26 protein-coding genes are annotated in these 24,527 nt (G+C 73.3%); 14 read left to right on the top strand and 12 right to left on the bottom strand.

The window, feature by feature from the left end:
* Window positions 1-4 precede the first annotated feature (4 nt).
* The gene (locus tag DFJ66_RS01155) at window positions 5-1,021 is read left to right on the top strand and encodes a LacI family DNA-binding transcriptional regulator (protein WP_121217087.1); all 1,017 of its coding nucleotides are present in this window, start codon (window positions 5-7) and stop codon (window positions 1,019-1,021) included.
* Here the strand turns inward: DFJ66_RS01155 and DFJ66_RS01150 are convergent.
* Window positions 1,018-1,743, bottom strand: coding sequence for an SDR family NAD(P)-dependent oxidoreductase (locus DFJ66_RS01150; RefSeq protein WP_121217085.1), 726 nt, complete (start codon window positions 1,741-1,743; stop codon window positions 1,018-1,020). The genes DFJ66_RS01155 and DFJ66_RS01150 overlap by 4 nt on opposite strands.
* A 98-nt stretch (window positions 1,744-1,841) precedes the next feature.
* Here DFJ66_RS01150 and DFJ66_RS01145 point away from each other — a divergent pair, with 98 nt between their 5' ends.
* A complete protein-coding gene (locus DFJ66_RS01145; RefSeq protein ID WP_246029507.1) occupies window positions 1,842-2,189 on the top strand; it encodes an ArsR/SmtB family transcription factor in 348 nt (115 codons plus the stop codon).
* Window positions 2,190-3,061: 872 nt separating this feature from the next.
* On the opposite strand, the gene DFJ66_RS01140 is transcribed toward DFJ66_RS01145, so the two are convergent.
* Together DFJ66_RS01140 and DFJ66_RS01135 are read right to left on the bottom strand one after the other, a co-directional pair.
* Complete coding sequence (locus DFJ66_RS01140) at window positions 3,062-4,000, bottom strand: NADP-dependent oxidoreductase (RefSeq protein WP_121217083.1); 939 nt, start codon at window positions 3,998-4,000, stop codon at window positions 3,062-3,064.
* 74 nt (window positions 4,001-4,074) lie between these two features.
* Window positions 4,075-5,280, bottom strand: coding sequence for an amidohydrolase (locus DFJ66_RS01135; RefSeq protein WP_121230474.1), 1,206 nt, complete (start codon window positions 5,278-5,280; stop codon window positions 4,075-4,077).
* Between the two features lie 83 nt (window positions 5,281-5,363).
* Between DFJ66_RS01135 and DFJ66_RS01130 the strand changes: the two genes are divergently transcribed.
* A complete protein-coding gene (locus tag DFJ66_RS01130; RefSeq protein ID WP_121217081.1) occupies window positions 5,364-5,957 on the top strand; it encodes a TetR/AcrR family transcriptional regulator in 594 nt (197 codons plus the stop codon).
* A gap of 3 nt (window positions 5,958-5,960) precedes the next feature.
* Here the strand turns inward: DFJ66_RS01130 and DFJ66_RS01125 are convergent, their stop codons facing one another.
* A complete protein-coding gene (locus DFJ66_RS01125) occupies window positions 5,961-6,908 on the bottom strand; it encodes an aldo/keto reductase (RefSeq protein ID WP_425471108.1) in 948 nt (315 codons plus the stop codon).
* A gap of 127 nt (window positions 6,909-7,035) precedes the next feature.
* Here DFJ66_RS01125 and DFJ66_RS01120 point away from each other — a divergent pair, with 127 nt between their 5' ends.
* On the top strand, window positions 7,036-8,388 hold the full coding sequence (locus DFJ66_RS01120; RefSeq protein WP_121230470.1) for an amidohydrolase: 1,353 nt from the start codon (window positions 7,036-7,038) through the stop codon (window positions 8,386-8,388).
* 25 nt (window positions 8,389-8,413) lie between these two features.
* Here DFJ66_RS01120 and DFJ66_RS01115 read toward each other — a convergent pair whose 3' ends face one another.
* On the bottom strand, window positions 8,414-8,929 hold the full coding sequence (locus DFJ66_RS01115; protein WP_211350918.1) for a hypothetical protein: 516 nt from the start codon (window positions 8,927-8,929) through the stop codon (window positions 8,414-8,416).
* Between the two features lie 118 nt (window positions 8,930-9,047).
* On the opposite strand from DFJ66_RS01115, the gene DFJ66_RS01110 reads away from it, so the two are divergent.
* Window positions 9,048-9,887, top strand: a complete 840-nt coding sequence (locus tag DFJ66_RS01110; RefSeq protein ID WP_121217079.1) for a coiled-coil domain-containing protein — start codon at window positions 9,048-9,050, stop codon at window positions 9,885-9,887.
* An 87-nt stretch (window positions 9,888-9,974) separates the two neighbouring features.
* Window positions 9,975-10,958: an RICIN domain-containing protein gene (locus DFJ66_RS01105; RefSeq protein ID WP_121217077.1), complete on the top strand. Its 984-nt coding sequence runs from the start codon at window positions 9,975-9,977 to the stop codon at window positions 10,956-10,958.
* 44 nt (window positions 10,959-11,002) lie between these two features.
* Here DFJ66_RS01105 and DFJ66_RS01100 read toward each other — a convergent pair whose 3' ends face one another.
* The 4 genes from DFJ66_RS01100 to DFJ66_RS01085 form a co-directional block, all read right to left on the bottom strand.
* The gene (locus DFJ66_RS01100) at window positions 11,003-11,452 is read right to left on the bottom strand and encodes a hypothetical protein (protein ID WP_121217075.1); all 450 of its coding nucleotides are present in this window, start codon (window positions 11,450-11,452) and stop codon (window positions 11,003-11,005) included.
* Between the two features lie 533 nt (window positions 11,453-11,985).
* A complete protein-coding gene (locus tag DFJ66_RS01095) occupies window positions 11,986-12,891 on the bottom strand; it encodes an anti-sigma factor RsbA family regulatory protein (RefSeq protein WP_121217073.1) in 906 nt (301 codons plus the stop codon).
* Window positions 12,888-13,700, bottom strand: a complete 813-nt coding sequence (locus tag DFJ66_RS01090; protein ID WP_121217071.1) for an MEDS domain-containing protein — start codon at window positions 13,698-13,700, stop codon at window positions 12,888-12,890. Before DFJ66_RS01090 ends, DFJ66_RS01095 begins: the two co-directional genes overlap by 4 nt.
* 158 nt (window positions 13,701-13,858) lie before the next feature.
* Window positions 13,859-14,860 carry a S1 family peptidase gene (locus DFJ66_RS01085; RefSeq protein ID WP_121217069.1) on the bottom strand — a complete coding sequence of 334 codons (1,002 nt, stop codon included), beginning with the start codon at window positions 14,858-14,860 and terminating at the stop codon, window positions 13,859-13,861.
* Between the two features lie 259 nt (window positions 14,861-15,119).
* Between DFJ66_RS01085 and DFJ66_RS01080 the strand changes: the two genes are divergently transcribed.
* Complete coding sequence (locus DFJ66_RS01080; RefSeq protein ID WP_121217067.1) at window positions 15,120-16,319, top strand: S8 family peptidase; 1,200 nt, start codon at window positions 15,120-15,122, stop codon at window positions 16,317-16,319.
* Window positions 16,320-16,361: 42 nt separating this feature from the next.
* Window positions 16,362-17,237, top strand: coding sequence for a class I SAM-dependent methyltransferase (locus DFJ66_RS01075; protein WP_211350916.1), 876 nt, complete (start codon window positions 16,362-16,364; stop codon window positions 17,235-17,237).
* Here the strand turns inward: DFJ66_RS01075 and DFJ66_RS01070 are convergent.
* Both DFJ66_RS01070 and DFJ66_RS01065 read right to left on the bottom strand, forming a co-directional pair.
* The gene (locus DFJ66_RS01070; protein WP_121217065.1) at window positions 17,234-18,034 is read right to left on the bottom strand and encodes an EAL domain-containing protein; all 801 of its coding nucleotides are present in this window, start codon (window positions 18,032-18,034) and stop codon (window positions 17,234-17,236) included. The genes DFJ66_RS01075 and DFJ66_RS01070 overlap by 4 nt on opposite strands.
* Complete coding sequence (locus tag DFJ66_RS01065) at window positions 18,031-18,375, bottom strand: hypothetical protein (RefSeq protein WP_121217063.1); 345 nt, start codon at window positions 18,373-18,375, stop codon at window positions 18,031-18,033. The genes DFJ66_RS01070 and DFJ66_RS01065 overlap by 4 nt, the downstream gene beginning before the upstream one ends.
* Window positions 18,376-18,473: 98 nt before the next feature.
* Here DFJ66_RS01065 and DFJ66_RS42390 point away from each other — a divergent pair, with 98 nt between their 5' ends.
* The 6 genes from DFJ66_RS42390 to DFJ66_RS01040 are packed head-to-tail and all read left to right on the top strand — an operon-like array spanning window position 18,474 to window position 23,919.
* The gene (locus tag DFJ66_RS42390) at window positions 18,474-18,632 is read left to right on the top strand and encodes a hypothetical protein (RefSeq protein ID WP_170199057.1); all 159 of its coding nucleotides are present in this window, start codon (window positions 18,474-18,476) and stop codon (window positions 18,630-18,632) included.
* 57 nt (window positions 18,633-18,689) lie between these two features.
* Complete coding sequence (locus tag DFJ66_RS01060; protein WP_121217060.1) at window positions 18,690-19,676, top strand: 3-oxoacyl-ACP synthase III family protein; 987 nt, start codon at window positions 18,690-18,692, stop codon at window positions 19,674-19,676.
* Window positions 19,673-20,419, top strand: a complete 747-nt coding sequence (locus DFJ66_RS01055; protein ID WP_121217058.1) for a glycosyltransferase — start codon at window positions 19,673-19,675, stop codon at window positions 20,417-20,419. Before DFJ66_RS01060 ends, DFJ66_RS01055 begins: the two co-directional genes overlap by 4 nt.
* Entirely contained in the window at window positions 20,416-21,549 is a 1,134-nt protein-coding gene (locus DFJ66_RS01050; RefSeq protein WP_121217056.1) for a cytochrome P450, read from the top strand. Before DFJ66_RS01055 ends, DFJ66_RS01050 begins: the two co-directional genes overlap by 4 nt.
* A complete protein-coding gene (locus DFJ66_RS01045; RefSeq protein WP_121217054.1) occupies window positions 21,542-23,038 on the top strand; it encodes a class I adenylate-forming enzyme family protein in 1,497 nt (498 codons plus the stop codon). Before DFJ66_RS01050 ends, DFJ66_RS01045 begins: the two co-directional genes overlap by 8 nt.
* The gene (locus tag DFJ66_RS01040; protein WP_121230464.1) at window positions 23,038-23,919 is read left to right on the top strand and encodes an NAD-dependent epimerase/dehydratase family protein; all 882 of its coding nucleotides are present in this window, start codon (window positions 23,038-23,040) and stop codon (window positions 23,917-23,919) included. The genes DFJ66_RS01045 and DFJ66_RS01040 overlap by 1 nt, the downstream gene beginning before the upstream one ends.
* Before the next feature lie 6 nt (window positions 23,920-23,925).
* On the opposite strand, the gene DFJ66_RS01035 is transcribed toward DFJ66_RS01040, so the two are convergent.
* Window positions 23,926-24,522 (bottom strand): phosphoribosylanthranilate isomerase, encoded by a 597-nt coding sequence (locus tag DFJ66_RS01035; RefSeq protein WP_121217052.1) that lies wholly within the window; start codon window positions 24,520-24,522, stop codon window positions 23,926-23,928.
* Window positions 24,523-24,527 lie beyond the last annotated feature (5 nt).

The following is a 24,527-nucleotide window of genomic DNA, read 5'->3' as shown; positions in this document are numbered from 1 at the left end:
CAGCATGGATGAGCGCCGCGAGCCGACGATGCGGGACGTCGCCGCGTTGGCCAGGGTCAGCGTCAAGACCGTGTCGCGGGTGGTCAACGGGCTGCCCGGCGCGGGCCCCGAGGTCGCGGAACGGGTGCGCGCGGCGGCCCGGTCGCTGGGCTACCGGCCGAACCTGACCGCGAGCAGCCTGCGCCGGTCCGACAAGCGCAGCGCCACCATCGGGGTGCTGTTCGAGGACCTGTCCAACCCGTTCGACTCGGCGCTGCTGCGCGCGGTGGAGGACCGGGCGCGGCAGAACGGCGTGCTGGTGCTGGCGGGCAGCAGCGAGGACGAGCCGCACCTGCAACGGGAGCTGCTGGAATCGCTGGCGACCCGCCGCGTGGACGGCATGGTCGTGATGGCCGTGGGCGGGCACCAGGACGCGTTGCAGCAGGAGCGCGAGCGCGGGACGCCGATGGTGCTGGTGGACCGGCCGCCGACGTTCGGCGGGACCGACAGCGTCACCACGACCAACCGGGACAGCTCGCGGGAGGCCGTGCTCCACCTCGCGGAGCTGGGCCACCGGCACATCGCGTTCCTGGGTGACCGGCAGACCCTGTGGACCAGCCAGGAGCGCTACACCGGCTACCTGGAGGGCCTCGCCCACGCCGGGCTCAAGCTGCGCGAGGACCTGGTCCGCACCGACCTCAAGGGCCCGGACGCGGCCGAGCGGGCGACCGCGGAGCTGCTCGCCCGCGATCCCCGCCCGACCGCCCTGTTCACCGCGCAGAACCTGGTCACCGTGGGCGCCATGCGCGTGCTGCGCGCCCGTGACCTGCACCAGCGGGTGGCCCTGATCGGGTTCGACGACTTCCCCCTGGCCGACATGCTGCAACCGGCCGTGACCGTCGTGCGCCAGGACGTCCCCGCCTTGGGCCGCAAGGCCGCGGAACTGGTGTTCGCCCGCATCGAGGGCGACACGTCCCCGCCCGTGCACGCCGTCGTCCCCGCCACCCTCGTCCGCCGGGGTTCGGGCGAGATCCGCCCCTAGATGATCGCGCGCCCGCCGTCCACCAGCAGGTTCGCGCCGTTGACGTAGCTCGACCGCGGCGACGCCAGGAACAGCACCGCCTCGGCGATCTCCCGCGCCTGGCCGACCCGACCCAGCGGCGTGCTCTTCCCGATCTGCTCGGCCGCGTCGGGGTTGTTCGCCAGGACGGTGTCGGTCGCCACGGCCCCCGGCGAGACGGTGTTGACGCGGACGCCCTCGAACTCCATCGCCCAGGTCCGGGTCAACGACTCGATCGCGGCCTTGGTGGCGCTGTAGGCGGCGGCACCCGGGAACCCGACCGCGGCGGCCGTGGACGAGACGTTGACGATGCTGCCCGACCCCTTGGCCACCATCTTCGGCGCGAGGGCGGCGGTCAGGAAGAACAACGCCCGGACGTTCACGTCGAACAGCAGCTCGAAGGTCTCCACGGACTGCTCGGCCGTGGGCGCGAACGGGTAGATCCCGGCGTTGTTGACGAGGATGTCCACCTCCCCCGCCTCCTCGGCAAGCCGCCGCACGTCCCCCAGGTCGGCCATGTCCGCCACCACGAACCGAGCGACACCCCCGTCCCCTTCGATCTCCCGCACCACTTCAGCCGCCCGCTCGGCACTGCGCCCGGTCACAACCACCTCGGCCCCGGCAGCAGCGAGAACCCGCGCCGCCTCCCGCCCGATCCCCGCGGTGCTCCCCGTGACCAGCGCGACCTGCCCCTTGAGTTCCATGCCCCACCTCGTTGTTCGATGTTCGGTAAAGATCGAACGACAACCTAGCGCCCCTTGTTCGATGTTCGCAAACCATCGAACAAGTTAGAATCGATGGCGTGCGCCACAAGGACACCGACCCGACCGTGGAGCAACTCCACCTGCCCGACGTCATGGCGGCCCTGAGCGACCCCTTGCGCCTGGGCTTGGTCCGCCTGCTGGCGGACGGCGAGGAACGCAACTTCGGGTCCTTCTGCGCCCCGGTCGCGAAGTCGACCTTGAGCCACCACCTGCGCACCCTCAGGTCAGCCGGCGTAGTCCACAACCGGGTCGAGGGCACCCGCTGCTACCTGCGCCTGAGAAGAGCGGACCTGGACACCCGCTTCCCGAACCTGCTGGACGCGATCCTGGCCGCAGCCACGGAGGACAAGGTAGGCGACCACGTCTGCCTCCAACCCGACGACTGACCCACCCACCACCCACGTCACCCACCCCGCGCCCGCCCGCTTTGCACCCACCCACCCCGCGCTCGCCCATCCAGCCCTGCACCCACCCCGCCAGCCCGCGCCCGCCAGCCCGCGCCCGCCAGCCCGCGCCCGCCAGCCCGCGCCCGCCAGCCCGCGCCCGCCAGCCCGCTTTGCGCCCGCCCGCCAGCCCTGCGCCCACCCCCGCCCGCTTTCCGCCCGCAGGGCGTCGCTTTTGCGCCCGCAGGGCGCTCGTGTGAGCTAGCGCAGCAGACCTCTCTCTGGGCTTTTCCGTCATCCCCGTATGGCCTGCCCGAAGGGCTACCACAGATTTCCCGGGTGCAGCCGAAATTTTTTGTGAGGAACGAGCAAAAAATTTTAGCGGCACCCGGGAAATCTGTGGTAGGTTCCACCAGGCCATACGGGGATGACGGAAAAGCCCCCGCCCTTGTCCTTCCGTCCATCCTTGGCGGCCTGCCCGCCGGCGAGGCGCTTTTCGCTTTTTCTTTTCGCTTTTCAAGATTTCGAGCGGGACGCGCTCCGCGCTCTCGAGATGAACGCGCTGGCGCGCTCTCAAGATCAAAAGAAAAAGCGGACGCTCGCCGCTGGGCAGGCCCCCGGGGGTGGGAAGGGCGTCGGTTTCTTTCCCCCGTACGACCTGCCGGAGGCAACCACACTTGGCCCGTTTCCGCAACCGGAAAAGCTGGTTGCGGAAACGAACCAAGTGTGGTTGGGCTGCGCCCAGGCCGTACGGGGGAAAGAAACCGAGGCCCTTCCCGTGGGCTCTGCAGCACGGGCTCGCGCCTGCGGCGCAAAAGCATCCGCCCTTCGAATGTGGCACCTACGGGCGGGAAGGGGTCAGTTCGCAATGGTGGTCAGTCCAGGGTGATCACGATCTTTCCCCGTGACCGCCCCGACGCGAGGACCTCCAGACCCTCCCACGCCCGTTCCAGCGGCAGGACCGCACCGATGTCCACCTTCAGCGCGCCCGTCACCGCCATCTCCGCCAAGCGCGCCAGCACGTCCCGCGACGGCTCGGCCACGACCATGTGGTGCGTCACGCCCACCTCCGATGCCGCGTCGCGGTCCGGTGCACCGGTCGTCGTGGCGACCACCCCGCCCCTGCGCACCGCCGCCAACGGCGTCTCGCCAACCGTGTGACCGCTCAAGTTGATCAGCGCGTCCACGCCGTCCGGGTGGGTCGCCCGCACCGTCTCCAGCACGTGCGCCCGGTCCACGACCTCCCGTGCGCCCAACCCGGTCAACCGGCCGGTGTCGTCGGCGGCGCCGGTGGCGAGCACGGTCGCGCCCCGGGACGCCAGCAGTTGCAGGACGAACGAGCCCACCCCGCCCGACGCCCCGTTGACCAGGACGGTCCGTCCCGGCTCGGCGGCGATGTGCTCCACGGCCTCCAGCGCCGCCGTCCCGGCCAACGGCAACGCCGCAGCCTCGGCGAAGTCCAGGGCGGCGGGTTTTCCGACGACCCCGACCGCCGGGAACAGGGCGTGTTCGGCCAACGTCCCGTGGTGGATCGGCGGCACGACTTGGATGTGGCCGAAGACCTCGTCGCCCGGTCGCACGTGGTCGACGCCCGCGCCCACGGACTCGACCACGCCGGCGCCGTCGCGGCCGATCACGACCGGGTACTCGTGGGGGACGAAACGCGCCAGCGTGCCGGTGGTGGTGCCGTTGTCGATGCCGTTCAGGCTTGCCGCGTGGACGCGGACGAGCACGGTTCCGGGGGTGACGTGGGGTTTGGGCAGGTGGCCCAGTCTCGCGGGCTCTCCGGCGGCGGGGATGTGCAGTGCGCGCATGGCGGGGCCTCGCTCAAGGGGTGCGGCAGGTGCCTCTACGGTGCGCCCGCCGCGCCACGCACGCGACCCGGGGCTCAGGTCGCCAGCCACGCCTTCGCCGCCGCCACCAAGGCCTCGACACCGATGTCCAGCGTCGGGCTGATGACCGGGGCGAACAACGGCGAGTGGTTGGCCGGGACGGTGGCCGCCACGTGCCGCAGCTCGTCGAACGTCGTGGCCGCCGCGAAGGCAGCCGGGTCGGCCCCGCCGAGCAGCCAGTACACCAACGGCACGCCCGCCGCCGTCGCGAACACCCCCACGTCCTCGCTGCCGGTCACCGGACCCGGGTCCACCACGCGCTCGGCCCCGACGACCGCCGACAGCGCCACCCGCGCCCGGTCGGCGGCCTCCGCGTCGTTGACCGCCGCCGGGTAGCTGGTCACCACGGTCACCTCGGGGTCGCGGGGCGCGTTGGACGCCGCCGCCTCCGCTCGCACGATGCGTTCGATGGCGTTGAGCGCCCGCGCCCGCACGACCGGGTCGTAGCTGCGCACGCTGAGCAGGAGTTCGGCGTCGTCGGGGATGATGTTGGCGACCGTGCCCGCGCGCACCGCGCCCACGGTCACCACGCACGTGTCGCCGCCGGCGATCTCCCGCGACACCACGGTCTGCAGCCGCAGCACGGTCGCCGCCGCCATGACCACCGGGTCCACCGCCGCCTCGGGTCGCGACCCGTGCCCGCCCCGGCCGTGCAGGACCACCCGGACGGTGTCGGACGCCGCGAACGCCGGACCCGGCCGCACCCCGAGGAACCCGGCCGGGATCGGGGCCACGTGCTGGCCGAGCACCACGTCGGGCTTGCCGAACCGGTCGAACAGGCCGTCCTCGACCATCGTCTCCGCGCCGCCGCCGACCTCCTCGGCGGGCTGGAACACCGCGAGCACCGTGCCGCGCCACCCGTCGGTCTCCGCGGCGAGCCGTCGCGCCGCCCCGACCAGGCACGTCACGTGCACGTCGTGGCCGCACGCGTGTGCGACCGGTGTCCCGTCCACCACGGCGGTGCTGGCGTAGGGCAGGCCGGTCTTCTCCTCGACCGGCAGGGCGTCCATGTCCGCGCGCAGCAAGACGGTGGGGCCGTCGCCGTTGCGCAGCACGCCGACCACGCCCGTCCGGCCGACGCCCTCGGTGGTCTCGAAGCCGGCGGCACGCAGTTCGCGGGCGGCCACCGACGCCGTGCGGGTCTCGGCGAAGGCCAGTTCGGGGTGCTGGTGGAGGTCGCGGTACAGGTCGGCGAGGTTCACGGCGATCACTATCGACGGCGACGCCGACGCGGGCAACCCGGCCGATACACTACGTACGTAGACGCACCACGGTGAGGAGCGGCATGCCCAAGGTCATCGACCACGACGAGCGGCGTGAGCACATCGTCGACGTCACCTGGGACCTCATCGTCCGGGGCGGGTTCGAGGCGGCGACCATGCGGGAGATCGCCGCCGCCGCCGGGTTCGCCAACGGCGCGCTCAAGCGCTACTTCCCCGGCAAGGACGCCCTGGTGGAGGCCACCTTCGACCGCGCGCTGTCGACGGTGCACGCCCAGATCGCCGCCGCCACGGCCGACCGCAAGGGCCTGGAGGCGTTGCGCGTGCTGTGCTACGGCGCGATGCCGCTGGACGCCAAGCGGATCACGGCGGGCCGGGTGCTGCTGGCGTTCTGGGACATGTCGCTGGGCAACCAGCGGCTGCACGACCGCTACGCCGAGCACCTGCGGACCTGGCGCGCCGCGCTGCGCGAGCACATCCGGCAGGGCCGCGCGGACGGCGACATCCGCACGGCCACCCCGGACGAGCAGCTGGTGGACGAGATCGTGCTGCTCAGCGCGGGCGCGAACGTGATGAGCCTGGTCGGCCCCCGCTTCTCCACCCGCAAGCTGCAGAAGGCGCACCTGGACTCGTTCTTCGAGCGCCTGGTCCGCCCCTGAGCCTCACCAGGAGCCGTCGGCGGCCACCGCCCGGTCCGTCCACAGTGGATCGAGGGCGGCCCGCAGCTCCGCGCCGTGGTCGACGGCCAGCCGCAGCGCGGCCAGGTTCTCCCGCAGCTGGGCGAGCCTGCTGACGCCGAACAGCACGTTCGCCACCGCCGGGTTGGTCAGGCAGAACGCGATCGCCGCCTGCGCCGGCGTGGCGTCGAAGCGCGCGGCGACCAGGGCCACCTCGTCCGCCGCCGCCCGGATGGCGTCCCGGATGCCGCCGGGGTCCGCGCCGATCTTGCGCTCGGGGAACCTGCGCCCCGCCAGGATGCCGCCCTCCAGCACGTCCGAGGCCTGCAACGCCAGCGTTCCCGCCGAGAACCACCGCCCGTAGTGCACGCCCTCGGCCATCGACCGCCGGGCGACGCTGTACTTGAGCTGCGCGAACGTCGGCGGCACCAGTCCCTCCTCCGCCGCGAACGCCAGCGCGGCCTCCAGGTCGCGGGCCACCCAGTTGTTGACGCCCCACACCGCGAAACGGCCCGCCCGGATCTGCTCGTTGACGTCGGTGACGATGGCCCGGACGTCCGGCGGCGACAGGTAGTCCCCGACCACCACGCTGTCGAACCGCTCGACGCCGACCCGGTCCAGCGAGGTCGTCAACTGCCCCGCGAACCCGGTCGCCGGGTACTCCCACAGCCACAGCTTCCCGCACAGGTGGTACTCGTCGCGCCCGATCCCGGCGGCGCGCACGGCCTCGCCGAAGATGATGTCGGTGCGCGCCTGCTCGGCGTGCGGCCCCATGTTGTAGTGGGCGACGTCGAACAGGGTCGCGCCGGCGTCCACCGCGTGCCGCAGCAGCGTGACGGCGTCGTCGAACTCCATGCGGTCCCACGTGTTCCACGAGCCGAGCCCGAAGACCGGCACCCGCGGACCACCCGGACCCAGCACCCGCTGTTGCACCACGATCAGCCCCTTCCCGCGCCACAAGGTTCGGTTAGTCTACACACATAGACTAAAACCTTGATCCCTTGCGCCACAGCAAGCAAGATGGAGCCGCTTTCATCTACATCCGTTGACGGAGGACATCGTGCCGACACCCCGACCCGCCGACCTCGTCCTCACCGGCGGCACGGTGCTCACCTTCGACGCCCGCGACCGCGAGGCCGACTCCCTGGCCGTCGCCGGCGGCCGCGTGGTCGCGGTCGGCGACGCCGAGGCCTTCATCGGCCCCGACACCCGGGTGGTCGACCTGCGCGGCCGGACCGCCCTGCCCGGCATCAACGACTCCCACCTGCACGGCGCCTGGCTGGGCGCGCTCTGGCCACGCACCCTCCTCGGGTCCGCGCCTGTCGGGCACGCCGAGCCCTCGGTCACCGACAGCGCCGGCCCGCTGGTCGCCGACGCCGAGGGCCGGCGCAAGGCGATCCTGCACGCCGGCGACATCGCCGCCCGCCTGGGCATCACCAGCTACACCGAACCGGGCTTGGGCCCCGGCGAGGACGACGGCCCCACCGGCTGCTTCGGCAGCGCGGTCCTCGACGAGTACGCCGCCCTCGCCGCCGAGGGCCTCCTACGCGCCCGGGTCACCGTGCTGCGCCTGTTCGGCGAACTCGACGGCCCCAGTTCCCCGGACGCCTTCGCGAAGGGCCTCACCACCGCCCCGCCGCAAGCCGTCCCCCGCTGGCTGAACGTCACCGGGGTGAAGATCTTCGCCGACGGCATCCCGCCCATGCGCTCGGCCTGGACCCACCACTGCTACCCCGACGGCACCTCCGGCCGCCTCCTGGTCGACGGCGACCACGACCCCGACCGCGAGGCCAACCTCCGCGCCATGATCGCCCTCGCGCACCGCGCCGGCCACCAGATCGGCGTGCACGCCACCGGCGACCGCACCATCGAGGTCGTGGTGGACGCACTGGCCGACGCGATCGCCGAGCACGGCCCGGCCGGTCGCCACTACCTGATCCACGGCGACCTCGTCCCGCCACCCGTGCTGGACCGCCTGCCCGACCTGGGCATCGGCCTGAACGCCCAGCCCTGCATCGCCGTCACCACGGCCCCGTGGCTGGCCGCCGCCCTCGGCGAGGACGTGCTGCGCACGGCGTGGCCCCTGCGGGAGGCGTTCGAACGCGGGGTGCGGGTGTGCCTGAGTTCCGACGCACCCGTGCTCACCCCGGACTGGCGCCACTCGATCGCCGCCGCCGCACGGTGGCTGGGCCTGCCCGCCAGCCGGGTCCTGATGCGCCGCCTGCTCCGCGCCCACACGGTCCTGCCCGCCCACCAGGACGGGGCCGAGGACTGGAAGGGCACGCTGGAGGTCGGCAAGGCGGCCGACCTGTGCGTCCTGGAAACCAACCCCCTCGACGTCGCGCCGGCCGACCTCCCGCACGTCGGGGTGGCGACGACGATCGTGGACGGCCGGATCGTCTTCGACGCTTGACGGCCGGCCCGGCGCGTTGCTCCTCCTACCGCGGCGGGGGTTGCTTGCGGGCGTACTCGTGCCAGTAGTCGGCTTGGGCGCTGGTCTTCCGCACCACGGCGTCGGGTGCGGGCGGCGCGGGCCAGAACTGGAGGAGGTAGCGCTCCAGCTCGGGGTCCTCCGGCTCGCCCGCGTTCTCGCGGTCCATGCCCAGCCCGCAGTACCGGACCCGGTAGTCGGTCTCCGCCAGGTCGAGGTCCTCGGACCACTCACCCGCCCAGCCCACCAGCGCCGCCTCACCGGCCGGCCGGAACGACGCCTCCACGACGTCCTCCCACTCCTGGCCCAGCGGCGGCTCGGTGTCGTGGAGTTCCACCGTGAAGCCGACTTCGCCGGTGTGCAGCCCGGTCATCAGGAACAGCGCGCCCGGCACCGCCGCGCCCAGCAGGCCGTTGCGCTGCCCGCCGAAGCACTCCCCCATCTCACCGCCGATCTCGACGTCGCTCTCGACCGACAACTGCCCGTAGTGGACCCACACCGTGTCCTGGAAGACGACCCGCACGGTTGCACTATCGCGTACGGCCACCCGGGCGGTGTGACGCGACACCCGGAACCGAGCTGCGAAGGTGTTCGTATTCCCCGGTGTCGAGGCAAGATCGTCGAAAGGGTGGTGGACCAAGGTGAACGACGGCCGCGAGGAACTCGTCCCCCTGCGCACGGACTTCGACGCGGCGTGGCGCGGGTTCGACCGCCGCCAGGTGCGGCACTACGTGGCGGCGGTGGAGGCGGACCTCCGGCTGCTCGCGGTGGACCGCGACGCGGCCGTGGCGCGCGCCGACGACCTCGCGCGCGAACTCGAACGCGCCCGCGCGGAGATCCGCGAGTTGAAGGAGCGGTACGACCGGGTGTGCCGCACGCCCGTCGAGCCCGACGCGCTGTCGGAGCGCCTGCGGCGGATGCTGGAGCTCGCGCACGCCGAGGCCGACGAGGTGACCTCGCGGGCGCGCGCGGCGGCCGACCAGAGCTGGGAGACCACCCGCCGCGCCACCGAGCGCCTGCGGGAGCGGCACGAACGCCTCGTGGCCGACCTCGACGCCCGCCGGCACGAGATGGAGACCGAGCACCGCGACCTGCTGCGCCGCACCCGCGCGCAGGTGGACGCGATGACCCGGGAGGCCGAACAGCGCCGCCGCGACCTCGACGCCCAGGCGCAGCGGCTGCGCGCGCAGGTGGAGGCCGACTTCGAGGTCGCCATGGCCGCCCGCCGCGCCGAGGCCCTGCGCGAGGTGGCCGACCAGCGCGCCGCGGCTCGCGCCCACGCCGAACGGCTGGTCCGCGAGGCGCGGGAACAGGCCGACCGGATCGTCACCGCCGCCCGCGCCGAGGCCGACCGCCTGGCCGCCCGGCGGGCCGACATCGCGTCCTCGTTGCGGGACGCGGAACGCCTGCTGGCCGACCTGGACCCGCTGCTGGAGCCGGTGCCGGAGGAGGCCGAGGTGGTCACGCACCTGGCCGCGTGAACTCCTCGGCCGGATCCGGGGAGAACTCCTCCCGCCGCCCCACGTAGGGGGTGCGGGCGACCCGCCCGCGGGAAGGAGTCGACAGCCATGTGGAGAGCAGTGAGGCGGCTGGCGCTGCTGGTCGCGGTGGTGGCCGGGGCGTTGCTGGGCACGACCGCGCCCGGGTGGGCGCTGCCGGTGTTCGTCAACGACGAGACGTGGGCGTACCTGAGCAACCCGCAGACGGGGATGGCGGTGGACGTGGAGGCCGCGTCCACCACCGACCAGGCACGCGTCCAGACGTGGCCGTTCCACGGTGACCTCAACCAGTACTGGCAGGTCAAGAAGGTGGCGGGCACGCCGTACGTGATGGTCGTGGCCGCGCACAGCCGCCGCTGCCTGGACGTGCAGTGGGGCAACTGGAACAACGGCACGCCGGTGTGGCAGTGGGGCTGCTACGGCGGCGACGCGCAACTGTGGCAGCCCGAGCAGTCGGCGTCCGACGGCGCGGGCGGCGTGACGTTCCGGCTGCGCAACAAGGGCAGCGGCCGGTGCCTGGAGATCCCCGGCGGCATGGCGGCGCACGGCGCCAAGCTGGGCATCTGGGACTGCCACGGCGGTCGCAACCAGGAGTGGCGGTACGGCAGCTACCTGAGCAACCCGACGCGCGGGCACGTCGCCGACATCCCCGGGTGGGACACCCGTCCCGGGACCGGTGCCCAGATGTGGACGTTCCACGGCGGCACGAACCAGCAGTTCACCGCCGCGTACACCAGCGGTCACGGTGCGAGCGCGCGGAAGCTGCGGGTGGCGCACTCGGGTCTGTGCCTGGGGTTGCAGAGCGCCGACATCGGCCGCAACGGGGCGCCCGTCGTGCAGCAGATCTGCGAGGCCGACCCGTGGGGCGACGCCAACCAGGTGTGGTTCGAGGAGCGGGTCGCGAGCGACAAGTGGGGCTGGCCGATCCACCGGTACCGCAACGCGGCCAGCGGCAAGTGCCTGGACATCTGGGTCCACGACGCCGCCGTGGGGGCGCGGGTGCTCCAGTGGGACTGCCACAACGGGTGGAACCAGCAGTGGCGGGCGCGGTGAGGTGAGGTGGTGGGACCGGGTGCGCCTCGCGCGCACCCGGTTCCTCAGCCGGACAGCGGTTCCTGGAACACCATGACGGGGACGTCCCGGACCACCCGGGCCTCGGTGCTGTCGGTGGTGGCGGTGGTCGCTGTGGTCTCGGCCGCCGGCTCCTGGGCCGGCACCTCGAACGCGGCGGGCACGTCGAACGCGGCGGGCACGTCCTCCTCCACCGGCACCTCGACGGCCGCGCTCACCGGCGCCGCCACGAGGTGCTGCTGGGCCTGGTTGATCCACAGCAGCCACATCACCTCGTCCCGGTGCCCGCGGAACTCGGCCTTGAGGGCGGACAGCGCACCTCGCACCCGCGCCACCAACACCTGGTCCTCGGCCACGGCTCCCCAGACGGCCCGCGCGGAAGCATCCCGCGCCTTCACCATCAGCCGCACCTGCTCCGCCAACTGGTCGGTCGCGAGCTCCGACCAAGCCGCGGCGATTTTCCGAGCTCGGTTCACATGCACATCCTCACCCAGCGGGGCCTGCCCCGGCGGGAAGACACGGAGTAATCCATCTCTCGTTTCCGGGTCCCGAATGGACCGACCCGCCTCCCGGGACGCCAATCGAGACACGCGCGCCCACCGAGATCCACAATGGACCCCGCTCGCTCCCCGCAGCCGTTCGGACGTTTGTCGTACCCGGCGAGGAGAATGAGCCCCAGGGGGCGCTGCGGCCACGATGTCATACCCCCGTGGGACAATGGAACCGGGGGCCGGAGGCCAATCCCGCCGAACTCCGCCACCCCGAACGTCCCAGCGCCCGCACGACCCCGCGCCCGGCGACCCACGCACACCCGACAGACGCCCGCAACCGGCCCGCGCCACGGCAAAGCCCGCCCGAACCACGCCGAACCCAGCCGCCGCGCACCCGGCAGACGCCCGCAACCGACCCGCGCCACGGCAAAGCCCGCCCGGAACCCGCTCGAACCGCGCCGAACCCGGCCGCCGACCCGCGCGCACCGGCAGACCCCGCAAGAGGATCCCGGCTCCGGTCAGGGCAGGCGCAGCAGGGCGCGGATGGTCGTCCCCGCGGCCGTCGTGTGCACCCGCACCAAGTCGGCCAAGTCGTTCACCATCAGCAGCCCCCGCCCCGACAACTGCCCCCGCCCCGGAGGTCGCCGCCCGGCCAGCGGATCGGTCAGCGTGCCGCCGTCGCGCACCTCGCACACCAGGTGCCCGTCGGCCCGCCACACCCCGACCCGGCACGGTCCGCCGGTGTGCCGCAAGCTGTTGGTGGCCAACTCGGTCACGATCAGCTCCAGGTCCGCGACCCGGTCCAGACCACCGGCGTGCGCCACCGCGAAGCGACGGGCCGCCGCCAGGTCCGCGGTGCCCGCCACCTCGAACACGGCGTGCCCCTCCGGAGCGGGCAGCGGCTCGTTGTAGCGGGACAGCAGGCCCGGCACGTCGTAGGCGTCGCTCGCGTACGACTCCGTCCCCTCCCACACCACCGGGTGGGTCACCAGGGCGTCCGAGACCGCCTGCGGGGACAGGCTCGACACGTCGTACGGGCACAGGATCGTCACGTCCCGCCCGTCGAACGCGAGGTTGATCAGCGCCTCGTGCTGCGCGCACGCCGGGTACTCCTCGGCGCTGCGCCCGGCCCAGATCGGCTCGCCGACGATCCGCACGTGCCGGTCCGGGTGGCGGTCGGCGAAGCGGCGCAGGACGCGGGCGATGATGCGGCCCGGGTTGCGGCCCTCGACGGCCATGTCCAGCAGGGTCACGTGCCGGGCCAGGGCGCCCAGGCCGGCGCGGACGAGGTCCAGGCGGCGGCCCGGCACGGCCATCGCCACCGGGTGCCCGGCGTCCAGGCCCTCGGCCGCGAAGCGCACGAGCGCCGCGAGGTAGTCCCGGTCGGTCCGGTAGAACAGGGCGGGGTGGACGAAGGCGTTCACGGGATCTCCTCCACCCGGACGTCGGGGATGTCGAGGAGCTCGACCAGTCGCGCGGCCCCGGCGGCACGCGTGCGCAGCACCAGCGACCCGGCGTGGCGCCCGGCGGCGTCGGCCAGCAGCAGCAGGCCGCGGTGGTCGATGAACGCCAGGTCCGGCGCGTGCACGACCAGGTCGCCGTCGACGTCGATGCGCTCCAGCAGGGACGCCAGCAGGTCGTGGCCGGACGCGTCGACCTCGCCGCCGAGTTCGACCACCTCGCCGCCGGGTGCGGCGTGCAGCCGGAACGGCACCGGGAGGTTGGTGCACGGGTGCACCCCGGCCAGCTGGGTCACGGTGTGCTCGTCCAGGACGGTGGCGTTGTAGCCGCACATCGCCGAGAACGGCCGCCGCGCCATGTACCGGTCGACCAGGTGCTCGTAGCGCAGGAAGGCGGTCAGCCGCGGGGGCGTGCTCACCAGCGGTGTGGCTTCGGCGGCGACCCGCAGCCCGGTGTACCCGTCGGCCAGGGCCTTCTCGGTGGCGTCGGCGTACGCCCGCACCTGGTCCTCAGGATCACCCGAGTAGGTGTCACTCAGAGGTGTTACCTCGGCGGCGCCGGAGGCCAGGGCGGCGTCGATGCCGGGCAACCCGGCGAGGGCGTCCGGGGACGCGCCGAGGGCCGCGAACCGGACGCGCTGACCCAACTGGAGCCCTTCGGCGAGGTACTCGCGCACCCGCGCCAGGAAGTCGGGCGTCTCGTCGTAGGACCAGCAGAGATGGTCGTGACGACCCAAGTCGCGCGCGTCCCGCACGCTTCCCGATCTGCGCATGTGCCAACCCCAGGGTGAATGGTCCCGGATCGCCCGGGGCGCGCGGGCTGGCTGCTGAACCCGGGGCTTCCCGCCGGAGGCGAAGCCGGCACCGAGCACTCTACACACCCGCGCACCGGGTGCCCCCGCCGCTGAGCGGGGACACCCGGGCGAAGGGGTCAGAACACGGACACGCCGTACTTGGCCAGCGCCTCGGTGACGGGCTGGAAGAACGTCGTGCCGCCGCGCCGGCAGTCGCCGCTGCCGCCCGAGGTCAGGCCCAGCGCGGTGCCCCGGTCGTACAGCGGGCCGCCGCTGTCGCCCGGCTCGGCGCACACGGTCGTCTGGATCATGCCCTTGACCGTGCCGCCGCCGGAGTAGTGGACGGTCACGTTGAGCGCGGTGACCGTGCCGCTGTGGGTGCCGGTGGTGCTGCCCCGCCGGGTGACGGACTGGCCCACGACGGGGTCGCCCGCCGAGGTGATGTCCGTGCCGCCGACCGTGCCGGAGATGGTGACGGAGGTGTTGGTGTAGCGGACGATGCCGTAGTCGTTGCCGGGGAAGCTCGACCCGGTGCGGTCGCCCAGCTTGGTGTTGTGCGCGGAGTCGGCGAACCACTCGCTCGCGGCGTTGGTGCAGTGGCCCGCGGTCAGGAAGTAGTACGTGCTGCCGCTGCGCACGTTGAAGCCCAGCGAGCAGCGGTAGCCGCCGCCGTAGATGGCGTCGCCGCCGGAGATGAGCGGGGCGAACGTGCCGGTGGCGCGGTCCACGCGGACCGCTCCGCCGCTGCGGTCGGCCGCCGAGCGCAGCCCGGCGAGCCGGTCGGCGGGCACCGACGCGTCGGCGGTGACCACGACCTGGTTGGCGGCCGGGTCCAGCGCCCACGCCGTGCCGGGGGTGCCGGCGTCGAGCGCGGTGCGCAGGTCCTCCAGCTGCCGGGTGCTGCGGGTGACCAGGCGGGCCTGGCCGCCCACCGCGCGCACGGCCGCCGCGGCGGCGTTGTCGGTGACGTTGACGACCGGGCGACCGGCGTCGAGGTGCACGCCGGCGGTGCGCTCGACGCCCAGGGACGCGGCGAGCGCGGTCGGGTCCGCCGGTGCGGCGGTGGCGGTGGAGGGGATCAGCGCGGCGGTGGTGACGGCCGCGGCGGCGATGACGAGGGCATGACGAACCGTTCTCATAGCTCCGCCCTTTCGCAGGGGCGAGGGGTGCGGGTAGGCGCATCCCCTCGGACGGGTGTTTGAGACCCGTCCCACCCAACGGGACGCGGGAGGCCCGCACAAGGCGGCGAAGGGCTGACGTTGCTGCCCTGGGGAGGCTCGCAACCCTTTCGGGTTCGCGAATGGCGGAAGCGTTTACCCCCCGTTCGGCCGAGGTAACTCCCTGCTGAACGGGTGCGAGCAGCGTGTCCCCTTGACGAAAGACCCCAGAGGAGCAGTCATGCGACGCCTTCCGGGCCCAGCCCTCTTCGCCGCCGTCCTCCTGGCCACCGCGGTCACCGCCGCACCCGCCGGCGCGGAAACCGCCACCGGCTACATCGTCCTGCTCGACGAGAACGCGCCGGTGACCTCCGTGGCCGCCGAGCTGGGCGTCCCGCCCGAGCACGTGTACGAGTCCAGCGTGCGCGGCTACTCCGCGAAGATGACGCCGTCGGACGCCGCCCGGATCGCGGGCGACCCGCGGGTGAAGCTGGTGCAGCCCGACGGCGAGGTCACCACGACGGCCCAGACCCTGCCCACCGGCATCGACCGGATCGACGCCGACCTCAGCCCCACCGCCAAGATCGACGGCAAGGACGAGCGGGTCGACGTGGACGTCGCCGTCATCGACACCGGCATCGACCTCGACCACCCCGACCTCAACGTGCACACCGCCGGCGCGAAGAACTGCTCCACCGGCCAGAACGCGGACGACGGCAACGGCCACGGCACCCACGTCGCCGGCACGATCGGCGCGCTGGACAACGACGCCGGCGTCGTCGGTGTCGCGCCCGGCGCGCGCGTGTGGCCGGTCCGGGTGCTGGGCAACAGCGGCAGCGGCAGCTGGTCCGACGTCATCTGCGGCATCGACTACGTGACCGCGCACGCCAAGGAGATCGAGGTCGCCAACATGAGCCTGGGCGGCACCGGCACCGACAGCAAGTGCGGCACCAACACCGACGCCATGCACGAGGCCATCTGCCGGTCGGTCGCGGCGGGCGTCACCTATGTCGTGGCCGCGGGCAACAGCGCCGTCGAGGCCACCAACTTCGTGCCCGCGACCTACGAAGAGGTCATCACGGTCAGCGCGCTGGCCGACTTCAACGGCAAGCCCGACGGCGGCGCGGCCTCGACGTGCCGCAAGGACGAGGACGACACGTTCGCCGACTTCTCCAACTACGGCGCGGACGTCGACATCATCGCGCCGGGCGTGTGCATCCTGTCCACGTGGCCCAAGGGCCAGATGTACAACACGATCTCGGGCACGTCGATGGCCAGCCCGCACGTGGCCGGCGCGGCGGCGCTGCACAAGGCCAAGAACCCCACGGCCAAGCCCGCGGACGTGCAGGCCGCGCTGGTGAAGGCGGGCACCGACAAGTGGACCACGTCCACCGACCCGGACAAGAAGCCCGAGCCGCTGCTGAACGTGGCCAAGTTCTGATCCACTGTGGACCGGGCCGAGCGGACGTGCCACGATCCGGAGATGGCCGACCGGGAGCGGATCGCGGAGTCCTACAGCGACACGAACGTCCTGTTCCACCTGCTGCGCCACGTCGGCTGGGGCGACCTGGTCAACGTCGGCTACTACACCGTCCCGACGCTGCACCACGGCGTGGGCGGACTCGGGTGGTTCCAGCGGGAGCTGGTGCGCCGGTCGCTGGACCTGCTCGACGCCGAGCCCGGTGATCGCGTGCTCGACGCGTGCTGCGGGCGCGGCCTGTCCACCGCCGTGCTCGGCCGGCGCGGGTGCACGGCGGTCGGCGTGGACGTGCAGCCCGAGCAGATCGCGGAGGCACGGCGGCGGTTCGGCTCGCGGCCGGGCGCGGAGTTCACGGTCGCGGACGTGACGGCGCTGCCGGCGGAGCTGGGCGTGTTCGACCGGGTGCACTGCCTGGAGGCGGCCTTCCACTTCGGCCCGGACGGTCGGGCGGCGTTCCTGGCGGAGGCGTTCCGGGTGCTGCGGCCGGGCGGGCGGCTGGTGCTGGTCGACTTCACCTGGCGCTCCCCGGACCCGTCCACCATCGCCGCGGTCGACCGGCACGGGCTCGTGCGCTCGGCCTGGTGCTTCGACGAGGTCGAACCCCGGGACCGCTACCCCGTGCGCGCTGAGGAGGTCGGCTTCACCGTGACCGCCGTGCACGACTGGACCCGTCCGGTGCTGGAACTGCCGATGAGCCTGGCGGGCGTGGTCCGGGCGGCCGTGCGGTCTCGGGTCGGGCGGCGGGCACTGCGCCTGCGGTGGCCTGGCCTGCGCGAACTGACCCCGGCGGACTGGCGGGGCGTCGAGGAGAGCCTGGAAGCCCACCTGGCCTGGGCCCGCGCCTGCCACTACACCGCGTTCGTGCTGGACAAGCCCTAACTGGTGGCCACGTCCGCGCGGTCGGTCAGCCACTCGTCGAGTTCGGTGTCCGACATGGCGGGCGCGACGGCATCCCCCTGGACGATCCCGATCCCCAGCTCGGTCAGCCGGTCGAGCAGTTCGACGCTGTCGACCTCCGCCGTCGCGACCGCCACCTCCAGCCCACGACCGAGGTCCACCATCGCCCGGAGCACGGCGAGGCTCGACGCGTCCTCGGCAGCGGCGAACGAGGTGTCGATCCGGACCTCGCCGAACCGGAAGGGACGCAGCGCCGAGATCGGGGAATAGCACGTGCCGAAGCCGTCCACCGCGAGCGCGACGCCCACCGCCGACAGCCGGGCCAGCGCCGACTCGACCGCTTCCCCGCCGTCCACCAGCTGCGATTCGTCGAACCCGAGCAGCAGCAGACCCGGCGGCACGTCGTGCTGACGCAGCACCGCGGCGACCCGGCCGGCGAACCCCTCGTCCAGGCTGAGGGGCACCGACACCCGCACCGGCAGCCGCACCCCCCGGTCCAGCCACCGCCGCACCTGCCGGGCCGCGACCGCGATCAGCTCCTCCGGCGCGGTCGGCCCCGCGGGCAGCAGCTCCACCCCCACCACCCGGCCGCTGCCCACCGCCACCCTGGGCTGGTACGCGACTTCACCGCGCGAAGGGAGGCGCACGACGTCGGCGTCCGGGCCGTCGGGGGTCATCGCGGCGATGCGGCGTACGGCGTCCGGGGTGGGGGTGCCCAGGCGTGCGTCGACCGCCAGCCGCAGGCGGGCCGCCGCGATGTGGGCCTCGGTCAGCCTCACGCCGACTCCTCCCCCGGCTCGACCTCGCGCAACACCGGTCCCAGGACCCGGTCGGCCAGGGCGCGCATGAGCAGCAGCTCGTCCGGACCGGCCAGCTCCGACTCGGCCAACGCCCGCAGCAGCTCCAGCCCGGCGGCCTGCTTGCGGGGCGACTCGTCGTCCAGCGCGTAGGCCAGGACCTGGTGGAACCGCTTGGACCACTCCTCGCGCCGGGCCTGCGTCTCGCGCTGCTCGGTGGCCCGGTCCGCGACCCGCCCGTTGAGCCGCACGCCCAGCAGCGCGCCGCCGGCGGTCAGCAGACCGACGAACAGGGTGGCCCCGAGCTGGAACCAGGGATTCATGGGCGCGAACTCCGTCGGGGAACGATCACCGCCAGACTAGCGTTCCGGACGCCCCCGGCGGGTAACCCAGGGCCGACTCCCGACCACGAGGAGGAACCATGACCGTCCCCCACCCGGAGCCCCCGTCGCCCCGGCCGACCCCCGGCGAGCCCGACCCCGTGCCGCCCACGCCCATCCCGGACCCGGTCCCGCCGACCCCGGAACCGAACCCACCCGCCCCGGAACGCGACCCCCGGCCGATGGAGCCGCCGGACTGAGCCATCCGAGTAGTTCTACCGACGTCGGTCGGCACCGACCCCGGATAGCGTGCACCCATGGGGACACGGCTGGCAGGCGTGGCGGTGCACCTGCCCGAACAGCAGGTGAGCACGGACGAGGTGGAGCGGCGGGTGGGTCCGTTCGCGCCACCGCCCGGGTTGATCCGGCGGTTGACCGGGATCGAGTCCCGGCACGTCATGCGCGACGACGAGCAGGCGTCGGACCTCGCGGTGGCGGCGGCGCGGAAGTTGTTGGCGGACGCCGGCGTCGAGCCCGGCGAGGTGGACCTCCTGCTGTTCGCCTCCGCCAGCCAGGACATGGTCGAGCCCGCCACCGCGCACATCGTGGCGGCGAAGCTGGACCTGCGCTGCCCGGTGATGGACGTCAAGAACGCCTGCAACAGCGTGCTCAACGCGATCGAGGTCGCCGACGCCCTGATCTCGACCGGCCGCTACCGCACGGTGCTGATCGCCAGTGGCGAGGCTCCGTCGCGGGCAGTGCGGTGGCAGGTCGGCGGGTTGCGGGAGTTCCTGCGCGCGTTCCCGGGCTACACGATGTCCGACGCGGGCGCGGCCGTGCTGCTCACCGAGGGCGAGGCCGGGGTCGTGGGCTGCGGGTTCACCGCCGACTCGACCCAGTGGGACGTGGGCACGCTGCCCGGCGGCGGCTCGCAGCACCCGCGCGACCCCGAGCACACCTACTTCGACCTCGACGGGGCGCGGCTGAAGAACGCGTTCCTCGGCCTGGGCAGCGGCGTCCTGGACGACACGCTCGACCGGCTCGGCCTGACCTGGGACGACTTCGCCGTCGTCGCGGTGCACCAGGTGTCGCTGCCCTACCTGGAGGTCTTCGCCGAGCGGGCCGGGGTGCCGAAGGACAAGCTGGTGGTCACGCTGCCCGCGCACGGCAACCCGGCGTCGGCGAGCCTGCCGCTGCAACTGGTCACCGCCGGGCGCCTGGGCCGCTGCGGGCCCGGTGACCTGGTGGCGCTGGTCGGCCTGGCGGGCGGGGTCAGCCTCGGCCTGGTGGTGGTCCGGCTGTGAGCCTGTGGGTGGTCGTGCCCGCGTACAACGAGGAACACGGGATCAGGAAGACGCTGGAAGCCCTGGCGGCACAACAAGACCCGGATTTCACGCTCGTGGTGGTGGACAACGGTTCCACCGACTCCACTGTGGACGTCGTCCGGCGGTTCGCCGAGGAGCACGCCCTCCGACTGGAGGTCGTCCACGAACCGCAGAAGGGCACGGGTGCCGCCGCCGACACGGGGATGCGGCACGCCATCGCGCAGGGCGCGACCTGGCTGGCCCGCACCGACGCCGACTGCCTGCCCGCCCCCGACTGGACCGCCCGCGTGAAGGCCGCGTTCGCCGACGGGCTGCGGCTGGTGTCCGGGCAACTGCTGCCCCGCGAGGACGAAGGCCTGCCCGCGGCCACGAGGTGGGCGCTCGTCGCCGCCGTCGAGGTCGCCTCCCTGTTCGGCAAGCTCCGCCCCGGCAACCGCGACCCGCGCTACCGCGGCCCGTACGTGATGACCGCCGGCTGCAACATGGCGATCACCGCCGAGCTGTACGCGCAGGCGGGCGGGTTCCCGCGGTCCCGGATCGAGGACCTGCACGAGGACCGGGCGCTGGTCAACGCCGTCCGCCTGCACACCCGCGCCTACGGGCTGCGGCGGGACGTCGTGGTCCGGGGCTCGTCGCGCCGCGTTCGGGCGTGGGGGCTGCGCAAGACCCTGGCCTGGTACGCCGACCACCGCTACCGCCCGGACGTCGTGGACATCCGGTGAACTGGGAACTGCGCCTCCAGCTCGCCGCCCACCCGCTGGCCTACCCCCTGGTGCGCGGGCTCGGCCGGATCGCGCCGGTCGTGCGGGTGCCGCGGGTCGGTGTGCTGGTCAGCGACGCCGGGATCGCCAAGCGCGTCCTCAACGACCCCGCCCACTTCACCAAGACCGGTCCGGGTTCGCCCGCCGACCTGTGGACGCCCGTGGTCGGCCCGACCGTGCTGCTGAACATGGAGGGTTCCGCGCACGCCGAGCTGCGGCGCAAGCTGTCCGGCCTGTTCACGCCCCGCAGCGTCGCCGACCTGTGCGCGCGCGTGACGGACGAGCCCGTCAAGCGCCTCCGCGACGACCTCGCCGCCGGACCGGTCGACCTGGTCCCCGTGGTGCGCCGGCTGGTCGGGGCGGTGATCTGCGAGCTGGTCGGGCTCGCACCGGGCGAAGCGGTCGCGGCGCACGCGGCGGGCACGGCCATCACGTCGATGATCCGCCTGGGCCGCCCGTCGCTGACCCCGGCGCAGGTGCGGCACGGCCGGCAGGCGCTCGGCACGCTCACCCGGCCCGCCGCCCGCGCGTACGCCGAGGGCGACCCGGCCACCGTGCCCGGTCGGATGCGCGAACTCGGGCTCACCGAGGAGGAGGCGCTGGGCGCGGTGGCCGCGTTCGTCCTCACCGGCACCGAAACCCTGGTCTCCTACCTCCCGCGCCTGATCGCCCTGCTGCACGACACCGGCTGGCTGAACCGCGTGGCCCGCGACCGCGTGCGAACCGACGACGTGATCGCGGAAGCGTTGCGGGTCACCGTGCCCTCGCCGGTCATGCTCCGCAGCGTCGCCGCCGACACCGAGGTGGGCGGGGTGCGGGTGCGGGCCGGTGACCGGGTGGTCATCGCGACCGTCTCGGCGGCCCGCGCGCTGGGGGACTTCGACCCCGACCGACCGCACCCGCCGGACGTCCGGCAGCTCTGGTTCGGCGCGGGACCACACTTCTGCCTGGGGATGCCGTTGGCCCACGCCGAGATCCGAGCCGTGCTCACCGCCGTCCTCGACGCCACCCCACTGTCCGTTGTGGACCGCAAGGCGGCCCGCAAGGTGCTGCTCCCCTGTTACGAGAGGCTGGTGGTGCGGCGTGGCTGACCTGCTGATCGAGGTGTTGCAGGCGGCACGCGAGCACGGCCCCCGACCCGCGTTGACCGACGCCCGTGGCCGCACCCTGACCTACGCCGAGCTGTCCACCAAGGTGCTGAGCACCGCGCAACGCCTGCGGGACAACGGTTTCACGCCCGGCACGCGGATGTTGTTCTCCATCCGTCCCGGCCCGGACGCCATCGTGCTGGCCCTCGGGACGGTCGCGGCCGGCGGCACGGTCGTGTTCGTGGACCCCGGCGGCGGGCCGGAGCTGTTCGCCCGCCGCACGGAGCTGGCCGGACCGGGCTGGGCGGCGGCGGAGTCCGTGCTGTACGCGGCCAGCGCTCCCGGTCCGCTGCGCGCGCTGGCCCGCCGACGCGGTGTGCTGCTGCCCGACTACTCGGCACTACCCGTGCGGCACATCCGGTCCGGCCCGTGGCTGCCCGGCGTGCCCCGTAGAGCGGTGTCCACGCGCAACCTGGCCAAACCGATCGACGCACCCTTCCCGGAGCCTAACCCGGACCAGGACGCGGTGATCGTGTTCACCTCCGGCACGACGGCCGCGCCCAAGGCCGTCGTCCACACGAGGGGTTCGCTGGCCGCCGCCCTGGACGCCCTCGCCACCCGGTGCGCGCTCGGCCCGGACACCCGCGTGCACACCGACCAGATGATGCTGGGCCTGCCCGCACTGGTGGCGGGCGCGCACTGGTCCATGCCGCCCTACGGTTTCGCCCCCGCCGCAGACCCGGCCGCGCTCGCCGCCGGCCTGGACGGGGCCACGCACACGTTCCTGGTCCCGGCCGACCTGGCCGTGATCCTGGACAGCGGGGTGCCGCTCCCGGGTTCGCTGCGCCAGGTCCTGCTCGGGTCCGCGCCCGTCCTCCCGCCGCTGCTCGAGCGCGCCAAAACCGCGCTGCCGGACGTGGAGTTGCTGGCCGTGTACGGGATGACCGAGATCCTGCCGGTCGCGATCGCCACCGCCGAGGAGAAGATCGCGCACGGCGGCGACCTGCTGGGCCGCCCGCTGCCCGGGGTGCGGGCGCGGCTCGCCGAGGACGGCGAACTGCTGGTGTCCGGCCCGAACCTGTGCCGCGGCTACCTCGGGCAACCGCCGCTGACCGAGCACGCCACCGGCGACCTCGCCCGCCTGGACGGCGACCGGATCGTGCTGACCGGCCGGAAGAAGGACATGATCCTGCGCGGCAAGACCAACGTGTACCCGGGCCTGTACGAACCCGCCATCGCCGCGCTGCCCGGGGTCGCGGCGGCGGTCATGGTCGGGGTGCCCGACGAGATCGGCGACGAGCGGATCGTGCTGGCCCTGGTCCCCGCGCCCGACGCCGCCCCCGACCTGGCCGACCGCGTCCGGGCCGCGCTGCCGGGGCTGATCGACGCCTCGGCGCTGCCCGACGAGATCACCGTGCTGCCGGAACTGCCGGTCGCGGGGCGCAACCGCAAGGTCGACCGGTCCATGCTCCGCGCGAAGCTGGCCCCGTGATGCGCCTCGCGATCACCGGTGCGACCGGGTTCGTGGGCGGGGCCGTGCGCCGTGCCGCCGAGGCCCGGGGCTGGCAGGTGCACGCCTACGGCTCCCGTGACTGGGACATCACCACCGGCCCCCTACCCGATCCGCCGCAGGTGGACGCCGTAGTGCACTCTGCGGCGGCGGTCACGGACTGGGGGCCGGCCGAACGCGTCCGGCGGGTCAACGTGGACGGCACTAGGCACGTGCTGGCGTCCTTCCCGGGCGCGCGTTTCGTGCACATGTCCTCCGCGAGCGTCTACGACCCGTTCACCCCCAACGTGAACGCCGTGGAGTCCGAGGCCCCCGTATCGCGCTACTTGACCCCTTACGGCGCAACAAAGGCAGAGGCGGAACGGCTACTCCTGGACCGCCCCGACACCGTGGTCCTCCGACCGCACGCCGTGTACGGGCCGGGCGACCCGACCCTCTTGCCGCGGGTGCTGAGCGCCATCCGGGGCCGGACGTTGTTCCTGGTCGGCGACGGTCGGGCACGGCAGTCGCTGACGTCGATCGACAACCTGGTGCAGGCGACGCTGCTGGCGTGCACGGGCGAGCCGGGCGTCTACAACGTGGCCGACGCCGAACCCGTCGTGCTGGAGGACGCCCTGCGCTCCCTGCTGACCGAACGCGGCCTGGACATACGCATCCGCCACCTACCACTACAGGTCGCGTGGCCGGCAGCAGCGATCGCCGAGCGCATCTTCCGCCTAGCCCGTTCACGAACACCACCACGCCTGACCAGGTACGCGATCAGCCACCTGGCCCACGAACGCACCTTGGACACCACCGCCGCCCGCACCCACCTGGGCTACCGGCCCGCCGCCACTTCGTTCGCGGGGGCAGCGAGCTGGTGACCGCGCCTAACCGCGCGCGGCAGCCACGAAGGCCCGCATCAACCCGTGGTCCTTGACCCCCCGACTCGACTCGATGCCACTGGACACGTCCACCCCCCACGGCCGAGCCCGCGCAACCGCCTCCGCCACGTTGTCCGGCCCCAACCCGCCCGCCAGCAGCCACTTGCCCTCGGGCCGAGCGCCATCCAAGGCCGACAGGTCCCACCGATGCCCCGACCCGGCAACAGGGGAGTCCAGCAACAACATGTCCTCCCCAAACGCCCCGACCCGAACATCCGTCTCCGGCGTCAAACCCACCGCGCGGATCAACGGCACCCCCAACACGGCCACCTCGCGGAACGCCGACTCCGGGTAGGCCCCGTGCAACTGCACGGCACCCACCCCGCTCTCACGAGCCAACCGGACAACCTCGTCCGCCGGCACCCCGAGCACGACCCCGACGGTCAGCACGTCCGAGGGCACTTCCCGGACCAGGGCACGCGCGGTCTCCGGAGACACCTGACGAGGACTGGCGGTGAGCACCACACCGATCGCGTCGGCACCGGCGTCGACAGCAGTGGCCACATCCGCCGCGGTGCGCAGGCCGCACAACTTCACATACACGACCG

Origin of the sequence: Saccharothrix variisporea (genome assembly GCF_003634995.1) — a bacterium.
GTDB classification, from domain to species: domain Bacteria; phylum Actinomycetota; class Actinomycetes; order Mycobacteriales; family Pseudonocardiaceae; genus Actinosynnema; species Actinosynnema variisporeum.
Note: the sequence above shows the minus strand (reverse complement) of the source record. Positions and strands in the feature narration are given on the sequence as shown.